At 56.3% G+C, this 21223-nt stretch carries 17 protein-coding genes; 11 read left to right on the plus strand and 6 right to left on the minus strand.

The window, feature by feature from the left end; all coding sequences use genetic code 11:
• Nucleotides 1-9 precede the first annotated feature (9 nt).
• Genes ruvX through gshB form a run of 4 tightly spaced genes read right to left on the minus strand, consistent with a single transcriptional unit; the run spans nucleotide 10 to nucleotide 2868 of the window.
• The gene (ruvX, locus tag Q4501_RS05475) at nucleotides 10-441 is read right to left on the minus strand and encodes a Holliday junction resolvase RuvX (RefSeq protein ID WP_303594889.1); all 432 of its coding nucleotides are present in this window, start codon (nucleotides 439-441) and stop codon (nucleotides 10-12) included.
• The gene (locus Q4501_RS05480; RefSeq protein WP_303594891.1) at nucleotides 434-1000 is read right to left on the minus strand and encodes a YqgE/AlgH family protein; all 567 of its coding nucleotides are present in this window, start codon (nucleotides 998-1000) and stop codon (nucleotides 434-436) included. Before Q4501_RS05480 ends, ruvX begins: the two co-directional genes overlap by 8 nt.
• Complete coding sequence (locus Q4501_RS05485) at nucleotides 997-1863, minus strand: energy transducer TonB (RefSeq protein WP_303594893.1); 867 nt, start codon at nucleotides 1861-1863, stop codon at nucleotides 997-999. Before Q4501_RS05485 ends, Q4501_RS05480 begins: the two co-directional genes overlap by 4 nt.
• Nucleotides 1864-1908: 45 nt before the next feature.
• Nucleotides 1909-2868 carry a glutathione synthase gene (gene gshB / locus Q4501_RS05490; protein WP_303594896.1) on the minus strand — a complete coding sequence of 320 codons (960 nt, stop codon included), beginning with the start codon at nucleotides 2866-2868 and terminating at the stop codon, nucleotides 1909-1911.
• A gap of 301 nt (nucleotides 2869-3169) precedes the next feature.
• Here gshB and pilG point away from each other — a divergent pair, with 301 nt between their 5' ends.
• The 11 genes from pilG (at nucleotide 3170) to Q4501_RS05545 (ending at nucleotide 18848) form a co-directional block, all read left to right on the plus strand.
• Nucleotides 3170-3556 carry a twitching motility response regulator PilG gene (gene pilG, locus Q4501_RS05495; RefSeq protein ID WP_303594897.1) on the plus strand — a complete coding sequence of 129 codons (387 nt, stop codon included), beginning with the start codon at nucleotides 3170-3172 and terminating at the stop codon, nucleotides 3554-3556.
• Nucleotides 3557-3594: 38 nt separating this feature from the next.
• The gene (gene pilH / locus Q4501_RS05500; RefSeq protein WP_072795640.1) at nucleotides 3595-3957 is read left to right on the plus strand and encodes a twitching motility response regulator PilH; all 363 of its coding nucleotides are present in this window, start codon (nucleotides 3595-3597) and stop codon (nucleotides 3955-3957) included.
• Nucleotides 3958-3977: 20 nt separating this feature from the next.
• Nucleotides 3978-4523 (plus strand): chemotaxis protein CheW, encoded by a 546-nt coding sequence (locus Q4501_RS05505; RefSeq protein ID WP_303594898.1) that lies wholly within the window; start codon nucleotides 3978-3980, stop codon nucleotides 4521-4523.
• Nucleotides 4524-4614: 91 nt separating this feature from the next.
• Entirely contained in the window at nucleotides 4615-6690 is a 2076-nt protein-coding gene (locus Q4501_RS05510) for a methyl-accepting chemotaxis protein (RefSeq protein ID WP_303594899.1), read from the plus strand.
• A gap of 27 nt (nucleotides 6691-6717) precedes the next feature.
• Nucleotides 6718-7617 (plus strand): protein-glutamate O-methyltransferase CheR, encoded by a 900-nt coding sequence (locus Q4501_RS05515; RefSeq protein WP_303594901.1) that lies wholly within the window; start codon nucleotides 6718-6720, stop codon nucleotides 7615-7617.
• Between the two features lie 11 nt (nucleotides 7618-7628).
• A complete protein-coding gene (locus Q4501_RS05520) occupies nucleotides 7629-15113 on the plus strand; it encodes an Hpt domain-containing protein (protein ID WP_303594903.1) in 7485 nt (2494 codons plus the stop codon).
• Entirely contained in the window at nucleotides 15113-16165 is a 1053-nt protein-coding gene (locus tag Q4501_RS05525; protein WP_303594905.1) for a chemotaxis protein CheB, read from the plus strand. The genes Q4501_RS05520 and Q4501_RS05525 overlap by 1 nt, the downstream gene beginning before the upstream one ends.
• A gap of 11 nt (nucleotides 16166-16176) precedes the next feature.
• The gene (locus Q4501_RS05530; RefSeq protein ID WP_303594907.1) at nucleotides 16177-16635 is read left to right on the plus strand and encodes a chemotaxis protein CheW; all 459 of its coding nucleotides are present in this window, start codon (nucleotides 16177-16179) and stop codon (nucleotides 16633-16635) included.
• Nucleotides 16636-16751: 116 nt separating this feature from the next.
• Nucleotides 16752-17240, plus strand: coding sequence for a Fur family transcriptional regulator (locus Q4501_RS05535; protein ID WP_303594909.1), 489 nt, complete (start codon nucleotides 16752-16754; stop codon nucleotides 17238-17240).
• The gene (znuC, locus tag Q4501_RS05540; RefSeq protein ID WP_303594911.1) at nucleotides 17237-18037 is read left to right on the plus strand and encodes a zinc ABC transporter ATP-binding protein ZnuC; all 801 of its coding nucleotides are present in this window, start codon (nucleotides 17237-17239) and stop codon (nucleotides 18035-18037) included. The genes Q4501_RS05535 and znuC overlap by 4 nt, the downstream gene beginning before the upstream one ends.
• Nucleotides 18024-18848 carry a metal ABC transporter permease gene (locus Q4501_RS05545; protein ID WP_303594912.1) on the plus strand — a complete coding sequence of 275 codons (825 nt, stop codon included), beginning with the start codon at nucleotides 18024-18026 and terminating at the stop codon, nucleotides 18846-18848. Before znuC ends, Q4501_RS05545 begins: the two co-directional genes overlap by 14 nt.
• Before the next feature lie 55 nt (nucleotides 18849-18903).
• Here the strand turns inward: Q4501_RS05545 and Q4501_RS05550 are convergent, their stop codons facing one another.
• A complete protein-coding gene (locus Q4501_RS05550) occupies nucleotides 18904-19986 on the minus strand; it encodes a patatin-like phospholipase family protein (protein WP_303594913.1) in 1083 nt (360 codons plus the stop codon).
• Nucleotides 19987-20105: 119 nt separating this feature from the next.
• Nucleotides 20106-21020 (minus strand): alpha/beta fold hydrolase, encoded by a 915-nt coding sequence (locus Q4501_RS05555; RefSeq protein WP_303594914.1) that lies wholly within the window; start codon nucleotides 21018-21020, stop codon nucleotides 20106-20108.
• Nucleotides 21021-21223: the final 203 nt, after the last annotated feature.

A 21223-nucleotide genomic window follows, 5' to 3' on the forward strand; every position in this document is an offset into this window, starting at 1 on the left:
CTCGCTTTTTTAACCTGTCTGCAGCCGACACCAGGATTCCAGTATCAGCACCGCTGCACGATCGTCCACTCCGTGCCGACCAAAGTCCCGGCTACCCCCTGCCGCTATAACGTCGCCCTTCGCTTCGTAACTGGTGAGGCGCTCATCGACCATTTCCACCGGAACATGAAAGCGCCCATGCAAGCGTTTGCCGAATTTACGAGCGCGACCACACATGTCGTTTTCGCTGTCGTCCATGTTCAGGGGCAAGCCCACCAGCACCACGTCCGGGCGCCATTCTTCAAGCAGTTTTTCCAGCTGCCCCCAATCCGGTGTTCCGTTGTCGGCGGGGATCATCGCCAGGGGCTGCCCCGTACCAAGCATCTCCTGGCCAGTAGCAACGCCAATACGGCGCAGACCAAAATCGAATGCCACAAGGCTGCGACGGCCGACTTCAGGCATGCCCAACCGTCTCGCTTAGCTGGTTCAGGTCAATCCCTATCAGTTTGAGAACGGCACTGTAACGATCCGCCCAAGGCGTTCGAAACAGTATCTCCGTCGTTGCCGGGCAAGTCAGCCAGGCATTACTTCCCAGCTCCTCCTCCAACTGCCCCTCACCCCAACCGGAATAGCCCAGAGCCATCAAAAACTCTTCCGGGCCCTCGTTTCGGCCAATGCCAGCAAGTATGTCTCGGGAGGTCGTTAACATAACCTCGTCCGTAACTCGCGCGGTGTTTTGCCAGCTTGCGCCGGGCGCATGCAGGACAAACCCCCGTTCGGTCTCGACCGGCCCACCGCTGAATACTGGCAGGTCGAGCTCTCCACCCTGAAGGTCGAGCTGCTCCAGAATTTCTCCCAGATGAATGTCCAGAGGCTGGTTGATCATCAGCCCGAGGGCACCATCGTCGGAATGTTCACACAGATAGATAACGGCACCGTGGAAGCGTGGATCTGCAAGGTAGGGCGAGGCCACCAGAAAATGATGCCGCAAACTGTGAGGAGAGTGCTTTGATGCCGTCATCCGGATGTCAGCCCCCGTTGCTGGAAGGACCAGGTACGTATGATTTCCAGTTCATCCACATTTTCGCGCATTTCATCCGGGAAAGGGGCGAACGGCGCGGCCATCCGGACAATGCGAATTGCAGCGTCATCTAGCAGAGTGCTCCCGGACGATTGCAGTATGGCGACCTCTTTGATTGTGCCATCTTTTTGCATGGAAACCAGCATGCGCAGCGTGCCATAAACTCCCGCCCGGCGAGCTTCGGTGGGATAGTTGATATTGCCAACCCGGGTTACCTTGCTCACCCAATTCTGCACGTACCAGGCGTTACTGGACTTGAGGGTGGAGGCAGCCGTTACCCGCATCACTCTGGGCTTACGTGCGTAAGCCTGCTGCTGAGCATCGAAACGAGCCTCAAGACTGGCGATCTCCAGGCTCCGTTCCATCAAGCTCTTCTTCTCTTTTACGGGCAAAGGCTCTTCTTCTGGCCTGGTGCGCTGTTCCGGCTCCTGAACCTGACGGCTCGACTGGCTTTCTGTCTGCACCACGGTTTGCTCCTGGCGCCGAACTGGCTCTGTTTGCGCCTGCGGCTCCGGTTGTACCTGCGCCACTTCCGACTGCTGGACTTCGGCCGGCTGCGTTGTGGTCATCTCCCGGACTTCTTCCTCGGTGCCACTGCCCTGCTGGCTGGTCTGGGCCAGAAAATCGGCCTCATCTGGCGCCTGCTCGTCGTCAAACTGCGACAGGGTGATTTCCATGGTCTGAGCAGAAGAGCGCGGAGCCTCTGGTGCAAAGGTAATACCCAGAACCACCACCGCATGTACCACCAACGCCATAAACAGCGTGAAGGAAAACCTGTCGAAATCGCTGACCTGCACTGCCATTACTACGCCCGTTCCTGTCGTTGGCCCTGATCCATGATGTTCCCGTCAGCTCCGGCTCTGCTTGAGACGTTTCTCGACGGCATCCATCAACATTCCACCGATGTCCGTTCCAAAAGTGTCATCCAGCTCGCGGATACACGTCGGGCTGGTCACGTTGATCTCTGTGAGATAATCACCGATAACATCCAGCCCGACAAACATCAGGCCCTTTTCCTTGATGACCGGCGCAACCCGCGCACAAATCTCACGATCCCGTGCTGTAAGCTCACGCCCCTCACCCTTGCCACCGGCCGCCAGATTGCCGCGATTCTCGCCCTGCGAAGGAATCCGCGCAAGTGAGTAAGGTACAGGTTCACCCTCAATCATCAGAATACGCTTGTCGCCGTCGCTGATTTCGGGGATGAACTTCTGGGCCATGGCCTGATGCGAACCGTAGTTGGTCAGAGTTTCAATAATTACTCCCAGGTTGAAGTCATTTTCCTTGATACGGAAGATGGAATGGCCGCCCATTCCGTCCACCGGCTTCATGATGACGTCACCGTGCTCTGCATAAAAGTCCCGGAAGCGCTTCGCCGACCGACTTACCAGCAGGGGCGGCGTAAGGTCCTCAAACTGGGTCGCAAACAGCTTTTCGTTACAGTCTCGAAGGGTCGCTGCCGGGTTTACCACCAAGGCGCCCTGCTGTTCTGCTGATTCAAGAATATAGGTGGCAATCAGGAACTCGCGATCCACGGGTGGATCCTTGCGCATGAGAATCACATCCAGATCGCCCAGAGCACGATCCCTGGTCGGGCCAAAGCTGAACCAGTTCTCGGGGTCCATGTGCACCGTGAGACTGCGGGTGTGGGCCATGGCTTTGCCACCATCCATATACAGGTCGGGCAACTCCATGTATTCAATTTCCCAGCCCCGGTTTTGAGCTGCCAGCAACATAGCCAGAGAACTGTCTTTTTTGAAATGGATATCCTCAATCGGATCCATCACGATCCCGAGTCGAACTGTCATAGTGCGTCCTGAGCTCCCTAGAGGTTAAAAACACGAACCGGTCTGCAGAGTGTACCGGGCAATAAGTGCTATGCTTCGAAATCAGATGGTATTGTACCCGAGCCATGAATGCATCCGGAGAAATCCTTGATGAATTACGTGATGTTTCAGGCAGAAGTACATTTGGTCACAAAGTATTACTTTTTATCGAGCCATCGATAATCTATAAATGAGCGGGGTTTATAGAACAACCTTAAGGTTTGTGCTAAAAAAACCCTCGTTTGAAAACAATGACAGTCGCTGAGCGCAAGGCACCTGGATAATGGATGACAACTTCGAGAACTTGAAGATCATGGTGATCGACGACAGTAAAACCATCCGTCGCACCGCAGAAACTCTCCTGAAAAAGGTTGGCTGTGAGGTTATTACCGCGACAGACGGTTTTGATGCTCTGGCCAAGATTGCCGACTCACAGCCGGACATCATTTTCGTGGATATCATGATGCCTCGCCTGGACGGTTATCAGACCTGCGCGCTCATCAAGAATAATTCCTCTTTCAAAAAGACGCCGGTCATCATGCTGTCCAGCAAAGACGGACTTTTCGACAAAGCGAAAGGCCGCATCGTTGGCTCGGACCAGTACCTGACGAAACCGTTCAGCAAGGATGAGCTGCTCAACACTATCCGTCACTATTTACCCGTGACGTAACAGTAAACCTGCTGACACATAGAACCATCGAGGACCCCATGGCCCGAATTTTGATTGTTGATGACTCTCCTACCGAGGTTAAGAAAATCTCCACCATTCTGGAAAAGCACAAACACGACGTGCTTACGGCGGATAATGGCGCCGATGGTGTTGCCAAGGCTCGCGCCGAGACCCCGGACCTGGTGCTCATGGATGTGGTCATGCCTGGCCTCAACGGCTTCCAGGCAACCCGTCAGCTGACCAGGGCCCCGGAAACGGCGTCCATCCCTGTGATTATTGTCACAACCAAAGATCAGGAAACCGATCGCGTGTGGGGCACTCGCCAGGGCGCAAAAGGATACCTGGTGAAGCCGGTTAACGAAGACGACCTGATCAAAACAATCAACAGTCTGATTGCCTGATCCCCAACCGTGGAGTAAGCATGTCCGCCCAGGCCGCCCCCTTTGCCGTTCTGACGGATATCGCCCAGCGCAGCCGGTCCATGGCCGCTGGCCTGCCGGAACAACAGGAAGCCGTAGAACTGTGGAACGGCATCGGTTTTGTTCTAGCAGGTGAACGCTATGTGGCTCCCATGGGTGAGGTCACAGAAATTTTGCATGTTCCCCGGTTTACGCACATTCCGGGAGTACGGCCGTTTTTAATGGGTGCTGCCAACGTTCGAGGGCGCCTTCTTCCCCTGGTAGATCTTGCCGGATTCTTTGACATTCCCCGTTCCTCCCGCAGCCAGCGGGAACGGCGGGTGCTTGTGATTGAGCAGGGCGACATTTTCAGCGGACTGGTCGTCGATACCGTTTTGGGCATGCAGTACTTTGCAACCGACAGTTTCAAGGCAGCGCCCGCTGGCGTGCCTGAAAACGTTCAGCCGTTTGTCGCAGGCGGCTATGAACGAAATGAAGAAGTCTGGAGAGTGTTTTCCGCCGTCGACCTGCTCGAAGACGAACGCTTTTTAGACGTCGCACAGTGGTAAGGGCGCTGATCGTGGCAGGACAAACGCCCTGACTGCCTGAATCCTGAATAAAACAACTGCCAAAATACTTGAAGAGGCCGGGAGCCAGAAAATGAAAAACAGAGCCGGAAGAATCGGTATGGGACAGGGAGGCAACAAACTCGTTGCCGCCCTGATCGCCTCGCTGATCGCACTCACCGTCCTGCTCGTTGTGGTCCTGTTTATCATTAACAGGGACAGCCAGAACGATCAGGAATACATCGCCAACACCGCTGAGCTCAGGGTGCTTTCACAGGAAATCGCGAAAAACGCCACTGAGGCCGCCGGCGGTACCGCCGAGGCATTCGACCAGTTGCGTCGCTCCCGCGATGAATTCCAGCAGCTCTGGGCCAACGTGACCGAAGGCAACCCGGCAACCGGCCTGCCTCCCAGCGAACTGGCCCGCGACAGTGGTGTTCAGCAGCACTGGAATTCGGTGCGCGAGAATGCCGACAGCATCCTGACAACTCAGGACGCCGTGCTCGGCCTACACGAAGTAGCGCGTACCCTGAACGAAACCATCCCCCAGCTTCAGGTTGAGTACGACGACATCGTACAAATCCTGCTGGACAGCGATGCACCCGCAGAACAAATCGCGCTGGCACAACGCCAGTCCCTGCTTGCGGAACGGATCGTTCGCTCGGTAAACAACGTTCTTTCTGGTGACGAAGATGCCGTAATCGCCGCCGACCGTTTTGGTCGCGACGCCAGTCTGTTTGGCCGCGTACTTATGGGCCAGCTTAATGGCAACCCTGCCATGGGCATTTCTCAGGTAGATGACGAAGACGCCATCTATGGCCTTGAAGCCGTTGATGAGTTGTTTGAATTCGTATCCCAGAACGTAGACGCTATCCTTGAAGCTTCTCCCGACCTCTTCAAGGTGCGTACGGCAGCCAGCGATATCTTCCAGAATTCCGAGATCCTGCTCTCTGAGCTATCGACTCTGGCAGAAAACTTCCGTGGCGAAAGCGGCTCGCGTGTTGTAAGCCCGACGCTCGCCTTTATCATTCTGGCAGCCATGGTCGCCATGGTTGTATTTATCGGTCTGGCCCTCTACCGCGAAGCTCAAGCGCGTCTGGCAACGACTCAGGAACAGAACGAGCAGAACCAGAATGCTATCTTGCGTCTTCTGGACGAACTGGCTGACCTGGCTGATGGTGACCTTACCGCGGAAGCAACGGTAACCGAGGACTTCACCGGTGCGATCGCTGACTCCATTAACTACGCGATCGATCAGATGCGGGGACTGGTTCAGGCGATTCGTGGCACGGCAGTTCGTGTGGCCTCAGCGGCCCAGGAAACCCAGTCTACGGCGATGCACCTTGCAGATGCTTCTGAGCATCAGGCCCAGGAAATTGCCGGTGCTTCTGCGGCGGTTAACGAAATGGCCGTATCCATCGACCAGGTTTCGTCCAACGCCGCCGAATCCTCTGCGGTTGCGGAGCGCTCGGTTGCCATCGCCAAGAAAGGCGCTGAAGTGGTACAGAACACCATCCGCGGCATGGATAACATCCGTGAGCAGATCCAGGAAACATCCAAACGGATCAAACGTCTGGGTGAATCTTCCCAGGAGATCGGTGATATCGTATCTCTGATCAACGACATTGCCGACCAAACCAACATTCTGTCTCTGAACGCTGCAATCCAGGCCTCCATGGCCGGTGACGCGGGTCGAGGCTTCGCGGTTGTTGCTGACGAAGTTCAGCGCCTTGCGGAACGTTCCTCTGCGGCAACCAAGCAGATTGAAGCGCTGGTTAAGACGATCCAGTCTGACACCAACGAAGCCGTTATTTCGATGGAACACACCACTGCCGAGGTAGTTCGTGGTGCACGGCTGGCACAAGACGCGGGTATCGCCCTCGAGGAAATCGAGAACGTATCCATGAGTCTTGCGGAGCTGATTCAGAACATCTCCAACGCCGCACGTCAGCAGTCGTCCTCTGCAGCGCACATCTCCAACACGATGAACGTTATCCAGGAAATCACTTCCCAGACGTCGTCCGGCACCAACGCGACTGCGAAATCTATCGGGAATCTGGCAGAAATGGCGTCCGAGCTGCGGTCTTCCGTTGCCGGCTTTACGCTGCCTGAAGAAGACCTGGTAGACCACGAGGAAGAGGAAGACAGCAACGTTCCGGTGGTGAGCTGATACACAGCCTGAGGCTAATGGCGGTTTATGTCTGAGCTTCACAACAATCCGTCAGCTGCCGAAAGTACCTGGTTTCTGCGCCGTCTTCCTGACATGGACGAGGCGCAGTTCAACCAGTGGCAGAAACTGCTGGAGCATCGCACGGGCATGACGCTGCCTTCAGAGCGTCGCTCATTTCTGGAGACCAACCTGGCCATCCGGATGCGCGAAATAGGCTACAGCAGTTATCAGGCTTACTACGAAGCGATCGTTCGAGGGCCAGATGCCATACGGGAGTGGTCGACACTGGTTGACCGGCTAACGGTTCAGGAAACCCGTTTTTTCCGTGATCCCGACGCCTTCCGGCTGGTCGCCGACTATATTCTTACGCGGCCCAGAGAGCAGTTACGGAAGCAAGCGCTTGAAGCCTGGAGTGTCGGATGCTCCACCGGTGAAGAACCCTACACTCTTGCGATGGTTCTGAACGAGTGTATGAGCCAGCTGGCACTGCAGCCGCTGTACGGCGTAACCGGCTCGGATATCAGTTCGCCGGTAATTGAGAAGGCCCGGACTGGCCAGTTTAATGCCCGCAAGCTTCTGGGCATGGAAGAGCACATGAAGACCCGGTATTTTCGCCCGGCCGAGCGCAATACCGTTGAAATTATTAAGAGCATCCGGGAGAGGGTCTGCTTTACCAGACTGAATGTGTTGGATCTGGATAAGGCACCCATGCACGGGATGAACATTATTTTCTGCCAGAATCTGCTGATTTATTTCCGTCGCTGGCGCCGGCGGGACATTGTCAGGCGACTTGCAGAGCGGCTGGCGCCCGGGGGACTACTGGTTCTGGGCCAGGGAGAGCTGACCGATTGGCAGCCCCCAGGCCTGCAAAGAGTACCCTCGGAACATGTACTGGCGTGGATAAAGCGCCAGACTGACGAAGAATAACCGGAGAGGTTATGGGCAACCACCATGACAGCATCGCCCTCGACTGGGTTCGGGGCGAGATACAGGATACGCTGACTCAGGGTCAGCACGCGCTGGAAGCGTATGTCGAGAATCGTGACGACACCGCTCGCCTGCGCTTCTGCCTGAATTATCTCCATCAGGTGCATGGCACTCTGAAGATGGTCGAGCTTTACGGTGCAGCCCTGCTGACCGAGGAAATGGAAAAGCTTACTCAGGCGGTACTGAATAACAGCGTCACTAGTGTGGACGAAGCCGTTAATGTCCTGATGCAGTCTATTCTTCAGCTCCCGCAGTATCTGGAACATCTGGGCAGTAGCCAGGATGATTTCCCGATGGTGCTGCTACCTTTGCTGAACGACCTCCGCGCAGCCCGTGGCGAACCCCTGCTCTCTGACACGTCTCTGTTCAAGCCCGACCTGACTGCATCGCGCATGTCCGTGGCAGGCAATGTTTCCCAGCGCCTGCAGGACCCGACAGTACTTGGTCACATCCGCAAGCTGCGCCAGATGTACCAGTTTGCGCTTGCCGGAGTTATTCGCGAAGAAGACCTGAACGCACAGTTTGCCTACCTGCAAAAAGTGATTCATCGTCTTGTTCGTCTATGCCAGCAGACCCCTCGCGGCGAACTCTGGAAAGCGGCCGCAGCGTTTGTAGAAACGCTCCAGGCCAGAGCAAACCCGGTCAACGCTGCGGTTAAATCCCTGCTGCGAAACCTCGACAGTGAGATCCGTAGTCTCATAGACGAACATACCGACATCCTTGCACAGCCGGCACCCGACGCACTGCTCAAACACCTGCTTTATTACGTTGCCCGGGCTCGTGACCTGGACTCCGAAAAAGTTCGTGATCTGCGCAAACGCTATCAACTCGAGAATGCCCTGCCCTCTGAGGATGACGTAGATGCAGCCAGGAGCCGCGTTTCTGGCCCTGGACGTGAAGCCATTCACTCTGTGGTCAGCGCGCTCAATGAAGAGCTTGCCAAGCTGAAAGATCAGCTGGACCTGTTTGTTCGCTCAGACGAGCGCCAGAACAGTGAGTTGGAGGACCTTTTACCCGGTTTGGTGCAGGTAGGTAACACACTTGCGGTACTGGGCCTGGGAATTCCGCGGAAAGTTATTACCGAGCAGATGGAGCTGGTTGAGAAACTCAGCGCCCAAAGCGAACCGGTTGACGATGGCACCTTGATGGACATCGCCGGCGCTCTGCTCTACGTGGAAGCCAGCCTCGCCAGCCTGGACAGCGATCGACAGCCAGAGCTTTCAGAAAACAGCGGCGACAATCTGCCCTCCAACAAAGGTTCCCTTGAACTTGGAGAGGCCAGCAGCGCCCTCCTGCGGGAATCCCGTAATACCTTGGAGCAGGTCAAATCTGCTGTCATTAACTTTATTGCCTCCCAGTGGGATACCCGTGAAATTGAGCACGTCCCCGGTCTGCTCCACAGCATTCGCGGCGGCCTGAGCCTTGTTCCCCTGGAACGCGTGGCCAGCATGCTCGCCTCTGCCGAGCGCTATATTTCAGATGTTCTGCTCAGCGACAAACACGTCCCCGACTGGAAGCAGTTGGATACGCTCGCCGACGCGGTCACCAGTATCGAGTACTATCTGGAACGCCTTGCTGAAGGCATCAGCGATAACGAAGACGTCCTGAGAATCGCTGAAGAAAGTCTCACGCGCCTTGGCTTCCCGATAGGGGAAGAACCGACCTGGGGCAACGAACAACTCACCCATGACGACGCGCCCGTTAAAGAAGCGGCCGAAGATAGCGTCGTGCCTGCTGAGCAAACTGAAGCCAAGGCAGCGGATGGGGACCTTCTCGATGAAGAGATTCTCGGAATCTTTGTTGAAGAAGCCGAGGAAGTCCTGCAGACCATCCACGAATTTTATCCCCGTCTGCGGCAAAACCACGACGATCGCCCGGCACTGACAGAAGTTCGCCGCGCCTTCCATACACTCAAAGGCAGTGGTCGTCTGGTTGGCGCAAGCAGCCTTGCAGAGCTTGCGTGGTCGGTAGAAGACCTGCTTAACCGGGTCATTGACCAGAGCATCAAACCGAATGACGACCTGTTCACTTTGCTGGACGAGGTCATCGCGCGTATCCCGTCATTGATTCAAGAGTTCCGTGAGGGCCTTGTAACAGGTGATGTAGCCGGGCTGACCGGGCGTGCGGAGTCAATGACCACAACTCGCCGCAGCGACAGTGAACCCACCTTTGCACCTGACGAACGGGCGGAAGAACCAGCGCACGAGGAAATCCCGGAGCTGGAAGAGGCGGTCAGCAACGACCAGCAAGACGATCTGATTGACGATGAAATCCTCGAAATCTTCATCGAGGAAGCCGGCGAGGTTCTGGATACCATCCGCGAATACCTGCCCATGCTTCTTCGCCAGCACGATGACCGGAGCGCCCTTTCCGAAGTGCGCCGTGCGTTCCATACCCTGAAGGGTAGTGGCCGCATGGTCGGTGCCCTGGTGGTCGGCGAGCTGGCCTGGTCTGTAGAAAACATGCTGAACCGCGTCATCGACGGCAGCATTTTCATGAACGACGATATTGCTAACCTGCTGGACGAGGCCACCAGCGTTCTTCCAGCCCTGGTAAGTGATTTCGAGAACCATCAGCCTCCTTCAATTGATAGCGCTGGCCTGCAGGAGCGCGCCACGGCACTGGCCAATGGAGAAATTCCCGATGCCAGCGCCATGCCAACGGCTGAAACCGAAGGCGTGGCCGGTAGCAGTGCAGTGGAGACGGCCGAACCAGCCTACGATGCAGATGAGAGTGGCGTTGACCCGGTACTACTCGATATTTTCCAGAGTGAAACCGAAACCCACCTGCAAACACTGAATGAGTTTTTGGACTCAGCCGGCGACAAGGTCAGCGTCTCCTACACTGACAGCCTTTCTCGGGCTCTACATACTCTCAAGGGCAGTGCCCATACAGCGGGGATCGCCCCAATTGCAGCGATTATTGCTCCGCTCGAAGGCTTCATCAAGGAATCCCGTGCCCAGAACTTGCGCGCCGATCGCGATGTACTATCGCTGATAGAAAGTGCCTGCGATTTCCTGACAAAGGGATTGGCCCAGATTCGCAGAGATCCACAGGCTTCACTGGATGGCACCGAAGCGTTCCTGGAAAAACTGGAACAGGTCTCCAACGAAAGGCTCCGCACATACAACGAGGAACCGAGGCCTGACGGAGAGCAGCCGGCACCCTCACAGCTCTTGCAGCTGTTCCTTAATGAAGGCCTGGACGTTGTTCTCGATGCTGACCTTATTCTTGATCAGCTGGCGGATAATCCACAGGATACCCAACCGCTCACCCGTCTCAACGCCGAACTGGCGCAACTTACCGATGCAGCGACCGATGCCGGCCTGCCCGATGTTGCCGCTCTGTCTGAAGCATTGCAGGAAGTATACGAAGCGACCATCATCCGGAATGCAACACCGGAGGAATATTTCTTCCCGACGCTTCGCAATGCCCATGAACATCTGATCAATATGATGGATCAGGCCGCAGCCGGCCTGGCAGTTGAGTCGGGGGACGAACTGGTTTCCGAGCTGGAAGCCCTCGCCCGATCATTGTCTGGACAAGACACCAGCGCCTTCGACCAGGAATTCACCGAAGACCTGGAAGAAATCGATCTCAGCTTTGACATGGAGGAACTGGGAGCCCTCGAAGCTGAAACGACCGACGCAGACCAGCAACCACCGTCCGACCTGCCTTTGCCGGAAACGTCCGAGAGCGAACTGGACGAAGAGCTTGCCGAAATATTCCTCGATGAAGCCCGTGACCTCATCGACAGTACAGCCGATGCACTGCAGAGCTGGAGCGAATCTACCGGTAATCAGGATATTCTGCGCCTCCTTCAACGCGACCTGCACACCCTGAAAGGGGGCGCACGTCTGGCCGACATTCCATCGGTCGGTGACTTGTCCCACGAGCTTGAAAACCTCTTTGAAGGTCTCACCGAACAGCGGCTGTCGGTCAACGACGAACTGTCGGATCTGCTTTTCCGCTGCCATGATCGCCTGGCTGGCATGGTAGAAAGTATGGAGGCGAAAGAGCTTCCACGACCGGCCCCGGATCTGATCAGCGAAATCCGCGTCTATATGGACAATACAAGCGGCTCGCGTCCGGTTACCGATGTTGCTGTTTCAGACGCCGGGCTCATTGAACCCGAAGCCGAGGAAGCAGTACTTCCTGAACCTCAAACTGAAGAAGTTGAAGAGGCCGCCGGTAGCGAGGATGAAACCTACCTCTCGCACATGGATCCGGAGCTTACCGGCATTTTCCTGGAAGAAGCTTACGACCTGATCAACTCCACAGGCAGTGCGCTGCACACCTGGAGTGAAGATCCGTCGAACCGTTCCGTAGCCGCAGAACTCCAGCGGGACGTGCACACCCTCAAGGGTGGTGCGCGTATGGCCGGCGTGGACGCTATTGGTGATCTGACGCACGTACTTGAAGATCTCTTCGAGAAAGTGGCGGAGGGGCAGCTTGAATCCAGCAATGCCATGACCGATCTGCTGTTCGCCTGCCACGACAGGCTGGCGCAGATGGTTGAGCAGGTAGCGACTCAAAAGCCCTGCCCACCAGCCAATGAACTGGTAGACCAGGTTGAAACCATTCTCCGCGGTGAATCCGTGCCCGAGGATGCTGCTGACAGAAGCGATGCCGAGCCACTACCCGAAATCACTCACGCTGAAGTGCCTGCGGAAGACAGCGACGAAGAACTCACCAATATCTTCCTCGATGAAGGTAACGAGATCCACGCTGCTATCAGCGAATGTCTCGACCAGTGGCGCGAAGACCCGCTCGCAATGGACGGCGTCGCTCAGCTTCAGCAGGAGTTGCACACACTCAAAGGCGGGGCGCGGCTATCCGATTTGGACCCCATTGCCGAACTGGCGGATGGCTGGCTGGACGCATTGGATTCGCTGATCTCCAGCCCCGGCAACCAGAAGCTTCTTTTAGCGCTCAGCGACCGTGGCCTGGCTGACCTGACGTCCATGCTCGCCGCGCTCGAACAAGGTACAGAGCCGGCTGCCGATCTCGAGCTTCTTGCCATCTTCAACAGCATCCAAAACCCTGATGAGGCCAGCGGCGACCTTTCAGAGGAGCAGACTGCTGCAGCAGATCAGGAAACGGTTGATCCGGAAATACTGGAAATCTTCCTGGAAGAGGCCGTTGAAATCATGGATCAGCTTGAACAGATCCTTGATGACTGGCGTAAAGAGCCCTCCAGCAATCATTTCAATCACGAAGCGCAGCGCGCTCTGCACACACTCAAAGGTGGCGCCCGTTTATCCCAGATATCTGTGCTGGGTGATAGCGCACACAACTTTGAAACCAGTCTGATAGAACTGGATGGCAAAGCGCCAGATGAAAGCCAGTGGCAGGCCATTACCGAACACCATGACGGCATCATCGCGTTGGTGGCGAGTGTACGTGAACGTTTCGAATCTGGCGCAGCGACACAAAAGCAGCTGAGCGAAGCTACCGCGGCAACCGAGGTTCAGACGCAACCGGAAGTATCAGCAGATCAGGACACAACCGTCACTCCGGCAGAGCCTGCGCCCAAGCCCGTACTGGCAAAAGCACCGGCAAAGAACCGGAAAAAGGCTGCAGATGCACAACGCACCGCTGCGCAGGAAACTATCCGGGTATCTGCACCTCTGCTGGATGATCTGGTCAACCTGGCAGGCGAAACCAGTATTACCCGTGGCCGACTGGAGCAGCAAAGCAGTGATTTCGGCCACACACTGGATGAGATGGCCGCAACTATTGAGCGCTTACGCGAACAGTTGCGCCGGATGGACATTGAAACAGAGGCCCAGATTCTCTTCAGTGCTGAAAAAGAGCATGGCCCGGATTACGGCGATGACTTCGATCCGCTGGAAATGGACCGCTACTCGTCCATTCAGCAATTGTCCCGGGCTTTGACCGAGTCATCATCGGATCTGGCAGATTTGCGCGAGACACTATCTGATCGGGTCAGGGACACTGAAACCCTGCTGGTCCAGCAGTCCCGCATCAATACGGAACTGCAGGAAGGTCTGATGAAGACCCGAATGATTCCGTTTTCTTCCATGGTGCCGCGTTTACGCAGGATTGTTCGTCAGATCAGTGGCGAGCTGGGCAAGAAAGTTGAATTTGATGTACGCAATGCTGAAGGCGAAATGGACCGCAACATCCTGGAGCGCATGATCGCGCCGCTGGAGCACATGTTGCGCAACGCCATCGACCACGGTATTGAGAGCCCGGACGAGCGCCAGAAAAACGGTAAATCCGAAACAGGGCAGGTTACCCTCTCACTGGTCCGCGAAGGCGGCGATGTGGTGCTTCGCATGATAGACGATGGCGCCGGCATTCCATCTGAGGTCATCCGGGATAAAGCTATACGTCAGGGCCTCTTGCGAGCAGACGAAGACCTCTCGGAACGGGAAATTCTTCAGTTTATTCTGCAACCAGGCTTCTCGACCGCGCAGAAGGTAACCCAGATTTCCGGCCGCGGCGTTGGCATGGATGTGGTGGCCAGCGAAATCAAACAGCTCGGCGGCAGTCTCGATATCGAGTCGCAGTTCGGCCAGGGTGCCGTATTCACCGTGCGCCTGCCGTTTACCGTCTCGGTAAACCGTGCCTTGATGGTGTCCACGGGTGAAGACTTCTACGCAATCCCGCTCAATACCATTGAAGGTATTGTCCGGGTCAGCACCTACGAGCTGGAGGAATACTACAAGCCGGACGCGCCTATGTACGAGTACGCGGGTCAGGAGTATCGCCTGCAGTATCTCGGCAGCCTGCTGAACAGTGATCATCAGCCCAAGCTCCAGGGCCAGGCTCTGCCATTGCCGGTAATTCTGGTTCGCGGTGCAGAGCAGCCCATGGCGCTGCAGGTAGACAACCTGATGGGTAGCCGGGAAATCGTTGTTAAATCCCTTGGGCCGCAGTTCGGCACTGTGCGCGGCGTATCCGGTGCCACCATCCTGGGGGATGGTAACGTAGTTGTGATTCTCGACCTGCCGGCAATGATCCGTTCCGACATACTGTCTGAACGCCAGCGCCTGGCCGACCTGGCAAATGCGCGGGAGTCTGTCCGCTACGAAGAGCGCGCTACCGTTGTGATGGTCGTGGATGATTCAGTAACCGTCCGAAAGGTTACGTCTCGTCTGCTCGAGCGCAACGGCATGGAGGTCATCACCGCTAAAGACGGCCTGGACGCGGTTGCCCAGTTGCAGGATCACAAGCCGGACATCATGCTGCTGGATATCGAAATGCCGCGTATGGATGGTTTTGAGGTGGCCAGCTTCGTGCGGCACGACGACAATCTGCGTGATATGCCTATCTGCATGATCACATCACGAACCGGTGAGAAACACCGGGAGCGGGCTCTGGCGATTGGCGTAAACGAATACCTCGGCAAACCGTTCCAGGAGACTGAATTGCTGACAACGATCGAACGGCTGACCGGTAAGCAGTGATGACCGGCCAAAACGGTCGGGCTCAGGTCGGAATTGTTTCGGATGTTGTTTTGCAGAGACATCGCCTGCAATCAGCAACTGCGAAATTCGGCCTTGAGGTCTGCTTCTCCGGAGACCCTGAAAGGCTTCAGGGCCAACCTGGTTTCCCGGAGGCTGGTTTATGGCTGGTGACTCTGGAAGATGAGGCGGATCACCCTGCACTGTTCGATTACTTGCTGGAGAATACCGAAGCACCGGTTCTTTTCGGTCTGGACCAGGCTCCTGCATCCAGCAGTATGGAGTATATTCGCTGGGAGCGCAGGCTCCAGGGCAAGCTGGAGCAGCAGCTGGGAGAACTGCTAAAGCTGGATTCCAGATCAAGTCTGGAAGAGCTTGCTGAACAGGCTCCGGAGAGCGAGACCGCATCGGAGCCTCCCCAGTGGCTGACAACTGCAGCACCCGGATCGGTAGCGGAAGATGTATGGGTATTATGCGCCTCTCTGGGTGGGCCGGCAGCAGTAAAGGCATTCCTGGACAGCCTGCCACCAGGCTTGCCGGTGGGTTTTATCTACGCCCAGCACATTGATGGTCATTTTGCCGAGGTGCTGACCCGCGTGCTAGGGCGTCACGCGCATTACCAATTGCGGCATGCGGAAGAAAACTACCGGGTAAAAAACGGCGACGTGGTGCTGATGCCGGTTGAGCACGAATGGAAGTTTGAAAGTACCGGCGTGCTGACCGAACTGGATACGCCCTGGCCCGGGCCTTATGGCCCCTCAATCGATCAGGTTCTGCTGAATACAGCGGATCATTATGGCGCACGCTGCCACGCCATCCTGTTTTCCGGCATGGGGGACGACGGGGCGACGGCAGCGCCTTTGCTCAAGGCTTATGGTAGCCGGATATGGGTTCAGGAAAGCGCAAGTTGTGGTAACAGCTCGATGCCTGATTCCGTAGCCGCTACCGGCTGCTCCAGTTTTTGCGGTACGCCCGAACAACTGGCCCGGGAACTGGTTAAAACTATTGAAGAATCATGCCTGCTTAAAGGCCGGCAGAAGCGGACTACCGCCTGAGGACACAAGCAATGAAAGACAACAGCCAAACCCTCTCCTGCGTTATGATCCCCGTAAGCAGGCGGCAGCTTATTCTGCCCAACGTATCCATTGCCGAAGTGGTGGACTACGCCAGCACCGACTCAGGTATCGGCGCCCCGGACTGGCTTGCGGGGCAGCTGGAGTGGCGCGGATTGAACCTGCCAGTTATCTCTTACGACGCAGCTAACGGCGGCACTCTGTCAGTGCCCGGCGAAAACAGAGGCCGGATTGTCGTGCTCAATACCATCAGTGCCAATAAAAAACTGCGTTTCATGGCGCTGATTACCCAAGGTATCCCCAGCCAGGTTCGTATTACGGAAGACCAGCTCAAACAGGTGGATGGTGAAAACGGCCCCGCTGATATTATGCAGGTTGATGTTGATGGTGAAATAGCCTGGATTCCCGATCTGGACTACCTGGAATCTCTCGCCAGCGAAGCATTGGCCTGAGCCTGACTTCGGAAACCACGGAGTCGGCTGACACCCGGGTTACTCTGATAGCCATGGCATGAGGATCCGTGCAAATGTTATAATATTGCACTTTTTGCAAACGCAGGATCCCGGCCATGTCTGCCCATGCGCTTCCGTATCGCCCTCACAACCATCAAGCCTGCGTCACCCAGGCGCTGGCTGATGCCAGGTCAATCTGTCAGCAGCAGAATGTTCGCCTGACGCCCACCCGTGAGCGGGTTCTGGAGCTGATCTGGCAATCCCACAAGCCCCTCGGCGCCTACGATGTACTCGCGAAACTGACCTCCGAAGGCCACAACGCTGCACCACCGACCGTATACCGGGCCCTGGACTTTCTGCAGCAGCAAGGGCTGGTTCACCGTATAGCATCGCTTAATGCCTTTACTGGCTGCACTCATGCAGGCGAACATCACACGGGCATGTTTCTTATCTGCCGTGCCTGCGGCAATGTTCTTGAGCTAACAGACGCATCGGTATCCACAGCAATACAGAATGCCGCAAACGCCGAAGCGTTCAGAGCCGAAACAGTGACCCTCGAAGTGGCCGGTTTGTGCCCCGGATGTCAGGCAGAAAAAGCAGTATGAGTGAGGAACTGGTCGCCATCGAAAATCTCACCGTCCGGTTTGACGAACGACCGGTTGTTGACCGGGTAAACCTGTCCCTGCACCGTGGCGACATCATTACCATCATAGGGCCCAACGGTGCCGGCAAAACGACTCTGATCAAGGCGATTCTGGGCATTCAGGCCGCCACCAGCGGACGTATAAAGCGCGCCCGCAACCTGGTTATCGGGTACGTACCCCAGCATCTGAGCCTGGAATCAACCCTGCCACTGAGCGTTAAACGCTTCATGTTGCTTAGCGGCCGATCGCTGGCAGATTGCGAGTCCTCGCTGGCAAGAACGGGGGTCAGCCATCTGCTTAACGCCTCTGTGCACCACCTGTCCGGCGGCGAGCAGCAGCGCCTTCTGCTAGCTCGGGCGCTGGCCCGAAAACCGGATCTTCTGGTGCTGGATGAGCCAGCACAGGGCGTTGATATCAACGGTCAAGCCGCGCTTTACGATCTGATTCGCCAGTTACGGGACGAGCTGAACTGCGGGGTCATCATGATTTCCCACGACCTGCATCTGGTCATGGCCGCAACCGACAAGGTTATCTGTCTGAACCAACACGTATGCTGTAGCGGGCACCCTGCGGATGTCTCTCACGATCCGGCTTTTATTGAAACCTTCGGGCGCCCGGTAGCGGAATCTCTGGCGGTGTATCACCACCACCACAACCACAGCCACGACCTGCACGGGAATGTGATTGATCGCGACCATGCAAGCCTGGGCTCGGGGACTGGAGATTGTCATGAGGGGTGCCAACATGACCATCATTGACACCATACTGAATGACTTCTTTTGGCGCGCACTCGTTGGCGGCCTTGGCGTGGCCCTGATCGCCGGCCCTCTGGGCTGTTTCGTGGTGTGGCGCAGGATGGCCTATTTCGGCGACACTCTGGCTCACTCCGCACTGTTGGGCATAGCACTCAGCTTTCTGATCAGTGTCCCACTGAATCTCGGGGTTATCATCACCAGCGTCACTCTGGCGATGGCACTGATGCTGTTTTCCCACAACAAAACACTCGCTACGGATACGCTACTGGGCATTCTTGCCCACAGCGCCCTGGCAATTGGCCTGGTGGCTCTCAGCTTCATGCCGGAGGTCAGAGTTGACCTGACCGGTTTGCTCTTCGGTGACCTGCTGGCCATGAACCGAAACGATCTGCTGTGGATCTATGGCGGTGCGATAGTAATTCTTGCGCTTCTGGCGGTGCTTTGGCGCGGCCTGTTGATGAGTACTATCCATGAGGAGTTGGCGCGTGTCGAAGGCGTACCGGTTGCCCGCCTGCGCCTTCTGCTAATGTTGATGTTCGCTTTGGTAATTGCGGTCGCTATGAAGATGGTGGGCGTTCTGCTGATTACCGCGCTGCTGATCATTCCCGCAGCTACAGCACGCAGATTGGCCAGCACCCCGGAACAGATGGCAGCTCTGGCTGTGGTGTTCGGATTTACTGCGGTAGCTGGTGGGCTCGGCATGTCCTGGCACCTGGATACACCAGCCGGTCCTTCGGTCGTGGTGACAGCCTTTGTCACATTCCTCGTTGTCTATGGTGTCGTTGGCCGGTTTTCGGCACAGGGCTCAAGGTAAGCCAGAGGCAGCCTGGCTCCAGCAAGCACTTCTTCAGAATCTCTCCAGCCTGCAATCACAAAGGCTGGAGAACATCCATCAGGCGATCGGTTGCCAGCAGCTCAAGGAACTCGTCACCCATTCGTTCACTCTCGGCAATGGCTTTGCGCCACGAGCGCTCCCGGCCAATGTCATCCCCTGCATAGCTTTCAAAATCCTTACGGTCCGGAAGCTTGCCGTCTGGCAGATGTTCCAGATAATCCGCGGAAGGAGCTACCAGCAAGACATCCTGCAAACGGGTCGCATCTCCACGCCGCCAGGGTAGCGTCTTGTCGAACCAACCGGGCACCACGCGATCCGTGAAATGCGGGTACAAAACCACGCCTGGCTGTTCATAGGGGAGATCGAGATGGTAATCCAAGAGCCCTCCATCACGGTATAGCCCCGTTGGCGCACCAGGAATATCCCGGACTCCGGACATAACCATGGGTATAGATGCCGAGGCGAGCAGAGCGGGCAGGAGATTCTCGCGGCTTAGAGGGATTTCATGACTTCGAAAGTCTATCAGCGGTGACAGAGGCGCTTTCAGCCGGGCATCGTGGATGATACCCCGCTCCATAAAGCGTCCAAGGTGTCGTCGGCCAACGATATTTGCGCTTATGGCCCCCATCAGGCCGAAACCAAGGCGTGCTCTGGACTCGGGTTCGAGCATTCCAAAGGTGCGAACAACAACCACGTTCAGGCGATACCACGGGTGCTGAAGAATATAATCTTCCCGCCCCCCGATCAGTTCTTCGAGAAACAGAACACTTTGACGCGTAACTTCAGCAGCAGTGACACCTTTTGAGAACCGCTGCGAGGTATACAGCTCAGCCAGTCGTGTAAGTTGAGCCCGCGGATTATCCGAAGAGGCAATCGCCGCAAACCGCCAACTGCCAATGGAAGAACCAATCAGGGAGCGCTCCTGCTCAGCCTGCGGCAGCCAGTCCCCGAAAATGGCCTTGTCCAGACCACTGAGCCCAAGCGCCTTGGGACCACCGGCCGCTCCGGGTAAAACGTGAACATCATCCGGGGTCAGCGGTTTTTCCCGCAGGCGTTCCATGGTTCGCCGGCCCGCCCTTATGGTTAAAGCGGAGGCGCGGGTGTGGATGGCAGTCATATCAGGTTTCCCGTCGGCGTTTCTTCAAGAACGATGGTCAGATCGCAGAGTCAGCAAATTTTAACGAAGCGAACTTCGCGGGCCAACTGAACAAAAGTAATAGTAGCCAGCCCCGCACTTCAGAACCGTTTTCGGAACTCCCTGTAGGCGCTGAATACCTCCCAGGGGCTTTCAAAGTGCGGGTAATGACCCACATTCCTCAGTTGCACGACATCGGCATCATGAATCATCTCCTTATAGCGGTGCACCATGACAGTTCCTGATACCGGGTCTGCGATTCCCGAAATGAGGCGCATGGGCTGACTCGCGTTCTGCAAGGCGGACACCCAGCGATGACGGTGGCACCGTCGGTCTTCCATAAACTGGATCAAATGGTGAAGAATGCCGCGACCGTTGTTGTAAGTGATGAGTTGCCAGAAGTCGTCCAATTCCTGCCGGCCCGGAGTACTTCTACTGCCGAACAGCTTCATAAAACTTCGCTCAAAGCTGCGCCGAGTCAGGCCCCGGCTGATTAGTCCGCCTAACGGTCCGCCCAACAAGCGCTGAATCAACAAAGGGTTGTGCACTTCCGGAAACAGGGCTCCGTTCAGGAAACAGACACTGGCAATCTGGAAAGGCAGCGCCCCCTCCTGCTCCCTGGCCAGGAGTTCCTGGGCAACACTGCACCCATAGTCATGGGCTAAAATATGCACAGACTTCAGGCCAAGACCTTCCAACAGACCCTGCATCAGGTCTGCCTGATCATCAATGCTGTACTCATGCTCTCTGGGCTTGTCAGAAAAGCCGAACCCCAGCATGTCCACAGCCAGCACATTATTGCTCCTAAGCAGCATGGGCCAGATACGGTTCCAGTCCCAACTGGATGTCGGAAAACCGTGCAGGAGCACCAGTGGCTCGCCCTGGCCTGCCATCCGGCTGAATATCGCGTGGCCGTCATAGCTGAACCATTTTCCGCCCTGCTGCCATACCTCAAGCGTCGCCTCTCCGGACCCGGCTGCCTTTTCACCCCCGATATCCGGTATCTGCCGTTCCATGCGTTGTCTCCGATAGATCTTTCTTAGTAAGCGACTTTAAGATAAACCCGGCCCTCCCGCCAGAGACCTGGCAATTGCGCTTCGCAAACTGAAAACGGGAACTGGTCTTTTCCGGCAGTGACATCGTAAACCGTAGAGATACCGGTCAAATTCACTTAAGCTTTGGCCCTCGTACCATACCCCTTACCCTAACCTGAAACATA

Source organism: Marinobacter sp. 2_MG-2023 (assembly GCF_030546935.1).
GTDB lineage: Bacteria > Pseudomonadota > Gammaproteobacteria > Pseudomonadales > Oleiphilaceae > Marinobacter.